Annotated in this window: 4 protein-coding genes; 3 read left to right on the forward strand and 1 reads right to left on the reverse strand. The window is 48.3% G+C overall.

The annotated features are described in order from the left end of the window. Nucleotides 1-150: 150 nt before the first annotated feature. On the reverse strand, nt 151-1,608 hold the full coding sequence (locus HPY52_16995; protein ID NPV81931.1) for an ABC transporter ATP-binding protein: 1,458 nt from the start codon (nt 1,606-1,608) through the stop codon (nt 151-153). A 352-nt stretch (nt 1,609-1,960) separates the two neighbouring features. On the opposite strand from HPY52_16995, the gene HPY52_17000 reads away from it, so the two are divergent. The 3 genes from HPY52_17000 to HPY52_17010 form a co-directional block, all read left to right on the forward strand. After that, nucleotides 1,961-2,122 carry a hypothetical protein gene (locus HPY52_17000; GenBank protein ID NPV81932.1) on the forward strand — a complete coding sequence of 54 codons (162 nt, stop codon included), beginning with the start codon at nt 1,961-1,963 and terminating at the stop codon, nt 2,120-2,122. 354 nt (nt 2,123-2,476) lie between these two features. Continuing rightward, the gene (locus HPY52_17005; GenBank protein NPV81933.1) at nt 2,477-3,196 is read left to right on the forward strand and encodes a transposase; all 720 of its coding nucleotides are present in this window, start codon (nt 2,477-2,479) and stop codon (nt 3,194-3,196) included. Between the two features lie 337 nt (nt 3,197-3,533). Further along, nucleotides 3,534-4,000: IS21 family transposase (locus HPY52_17010; GenBank protein ID NPV81934.1), on the forward strand; the 467-nt coding region annotated here is incomplete at its 3' end.

Below are 4,000 nucleotides of genomic sequence, written 5' to 3' on the forward strand. Positions count from 1 at the left end.
ATAAAGATCGGGGAATAAATTGTCCTTGCCCTGTTCATAATATCCAGCGACGGATATATTAAACTCGTGGATCCTGGCTATGGGGTTCACGCACCTTGCGGGGAGATGGCAACTTGGCTGTCTCCCCGTTAAAATTTGACTGATTGAATATCACAGATTGAAACCGCCAGACTCCAGATATTCTGCGCAAATCGGATGCCCCATATTCAAAGAAAATGACCAGAATACACAAAAAAATAGATAAAAGAAAGTGAGATATAACAAAGTTTGGAGTAGTGTGTCATGTTTGCCAACAGAAATCAACTCGCCATCCTTAAGAACAAAGATTTTATCAACTCCCATAATACTTGACAACCGATGAGACACGATAATACAAGTCATTTGCGGATATTTAGTAAAGATTGCCTCATATATCTTCTTTTCCGTTGCACTATCTAGAGCAGATGTTGCTTCATCTAGAACTAGTAAGCTGGGTCTTTTTGCTAATGCTCTCGCTATCGCAACTCGTTGTTTTTGACCAGTTGACAAGTTGTATGCTCTCTCTCCAATGACTGTCTCTATCCCGTTAGGTAAACTGGGTAAGAACTCCGTAACTTGAGCATCTTCTAAGATGTTGAGAAGGTGAACTTGTGAATCTCCAGAATTCCCCAACAGTACATTCTCTTTAATAGAGGAATTGAATAAGTAAGAGTCTTGAAACACTGCCGCTATCCATTCTGCTCCTAATAAAGAGGAATTATCAATTAAGGCACCATCCAGAAACATCGAGCCTTTCTGAGGTTCGATCAGTCCAAGAATAATCTTGAGCAACGTTGACTTACCACTTCCCGTTGCACCAACCAAAGCGATTCTTTCGCCTCTTTTTATTGATAGATCTACATCGCGTAGAATTTCACGATTCGTACTATAGTGAAAAGACACACCCTGCAGCTGGATACTTTTTTCAAACGGCTTACTCGTTTGGGTCCTATTCATAGGAGGAAACCAATTAAGAACTGCGTTTATTCTTCTCGCAGAAACATAGCTTTGCTGAACTTGAGCAGTGTAATTTGCAAGCTGGCTAATGGGATGAATAACCCACTGTATATACCACATGAAGGCAACTAGTCCTCCGGGACTTAGATTTCCGGTACTGACCCTATAACCGCCAAGTCCGAGACAAACAACGGTTGCAACTGGCCACAAGGCTTGAGTCAGATTATCCAAACTTCCTATTAGGCGAGTAGTTCTTTTTTGAGACTCAGCAAGCCCTTTGTTTGCATCATCAAACGCCCTTCTTTGTATGTTCCATAGGTTGAAAACAGAGATTTCTCTCCAAGCAATTAGGGCTTCGAAAACAGAATGAACAGCCGTAGAGTTAAATTCCTTCTGTTTTTCCCAGGCTCTATTGTTTCTTTTGGACACCCACTGACTAACAAAAAGCATGATCAACCCCAAAGGAAGACACGCTATCAAAAGTACATAGTCAAGTTTCAGCAACAAGACAAACGCCCATAGAAATATGAAAAGATTTCTCCCTATAATAACTATTGGTTTTGTTATCAGAAACCCTAAATCAGGAATATCATTAAATATTCGGGAGACTGTTTCGGATCCCATATTTCGCATGTAATAGTGCGCCTGGAAAGCGCTGACTGCCAATATGGAATTACCGTTTTCTGCGGAATGGCGCAGAGATGCCCAACCCGGCATGCAGTAGACCAGAGGTAGTCTACCGTGTGGAGCCCGGGTGGATAGGTAGCCCTGAGCTGAAGTACACAAGGCAAGACGGGGCGCTTGGCATTAGGATGGAAAGGATGACGAACAGGAATCGGTCAGTGACCCACCCAGCGATAAGCGAATCGGGGACGCAGGTGTACTGACGCGTCTCGTATAGTGAGAAGCATCCTTATTACTGTGACTTCTCGGTGTCGTTGAAGCTCGATGCCAAGGGAATATGTCCATTCAACTACTCCCTTCTATGCCGGCCGGTCAAAGAGATCGGAAGGGTGATAGGCCGACATCCTCATCCATCATCGTGGCAGCAGTGAACCAGGGAACCGGTCGCGTCGGCCATGCAAATGGCTGGGACAACCTGCGTCTGAAGTGGCGCGATTGGGGCGGAGGGGCCATAGTAGTCTGAGGGCGGGAAAGCCGTCCACATGGCGAAGGGCCGCCAGTTGGGATTCGTGTTGATAAGATTACTGGATCATGACAGGGGGAATCACCTTGCCAAATATCCAGGAAATGCAGACACGACTCAGTCAGTGGGCCACGGATCACCCACAGGAGCGATATCGTGACCTGTGGAATCTCACCTGTGACCCGGCATGTCGACGATCACGTAATTCCCCCACATAAGAGATAAAAAACGTCACGAAATTCCCCCACCCCCCGATCATGAAATTCCCCCACCCCTCAATCACGAAATTCCCCCACCCCGGTGGCGCGCAGTTCCCAGATTTGGCATTCTGGTACCAGGACAGGAGGTGCCAGAATGGGAAGAAGGAGTTTTGCTATGCGCGACATCATGGAGATCTATCTACATTGGCAGGCTGGAAGGAGTCTTCGTGCAATCGCACAGAGCCTGGCCGTGGACAGGAAGACTATACGCAAGTATATTCGGGCCGCTATCAAGGCTGGATTCAGCAAAGACGGACAGAACACCCCTGATGAGTGGAAGGAGTTCATAAAGCGGCAGTTCCCCGAGACCGTGGACCAGACAGTACGTTCAAGCCGCTTCGGCGAGCTTGACCAGTACCGAGATTACATCGCCGAAGGCCTCAAGACCAACCGCATGAGCACAGTGTGGCAGCGGCTGTGTGAGGCAACGGGTCTTGACGTAAGTATCAGCACCTTTCGTCGATATGTTCGAGCTACAATGCCAGACGCCAGCCTCAGGCCTGACCAGGTGGTAGTCTATAGACCGGAGGTCCCTCCTGGTGAGGAAGTTCAAATTGACTACGGATATCTGGGCAGATGGTGTCATCCGGTTACCGGAACCACCTACAGGCTATGGGCATTCATAATGGTGCTTGCGTTTAGCAGGCATATGTTCCTCAAGGTCGTCGATCGTATGGATAAGCGTCACTGGCTTGAATGCCACATCGAGGGCTTCGAATTCTTTGGGGGAGTTCCAAGGCGCCTTGTATACGATTATGTTCCGCGTAACATAATCCAAGTTATGTGCCCCTTGTGGTTATGTGGCCATACATAGTGTATCCCTAGCAGATAAGGCGGAGAGCAATGAATTTTGGGAACATAATTTTCATGGAGAATCAAGCCATGACCACCGCATTTCGTCCTCCCGCCAAATCGGTTTTCGGGGGGTATCCCCCAGAAGAATCATTCTTGGGTTCGCAAACCCGCAAGGCAGCTTCTCTCCTTCGGGTGGTGATCTCCGCGTAACGATCGGTAGTTTCCGGCCTCCGATGGATGTTATGAGACCATTCTAACCTGGAATGGAAATATTATGTGGCCACCTTTGGATCCTATCTTGTTGGTCCAAGCCAAGAATCAACCTCACGGCCACATAACTAGAATGGGCACATAACTTGGATAATGTCGCAAGCGGGGTGCTTAAACCTGACATCTATGAGCCCCTGCTAAACAGGGCATACGAAGAGATGGCTGCTCATTATGGGGTCCTCATAGATCCATGCCGAAAGGGGAAGCCAAAGGACAAGCCCCGGGTCGAGAGAGCCATCCCTTACGTGCGAGACAGCTTCTGGAGGGGGAGATCATTTTCCTCACTGACGGAGATCAACCGGGAAGCTATCCGCTGGTGCACGGAGATTGCCGGTATGCGGATTCACGGCACAACAAGACAAAAACCGCTTGAAGTCTTCAACCTGGTGGAGAAACCCATGCTCAAGTCTCTGCCTGAACGTTGGGAGATTGCGGTATGGCAAACCGCCAAGGTAGGGCCGGACTCGCGTTGTGCAGTCAGGCGCACGCTCTACTCTGTCCCCTGGCAGTATATGGGTAGGGAACTCTCCGTCAGAATCACTGATAGGAAAGC

It is taken from the genome of Bacillota bacterium (genome assembly GCA_013178415.1).
GTDB lineage: Bacteria > Bacillota > SHA-98 > Ch115 > Ch115 > Ch115.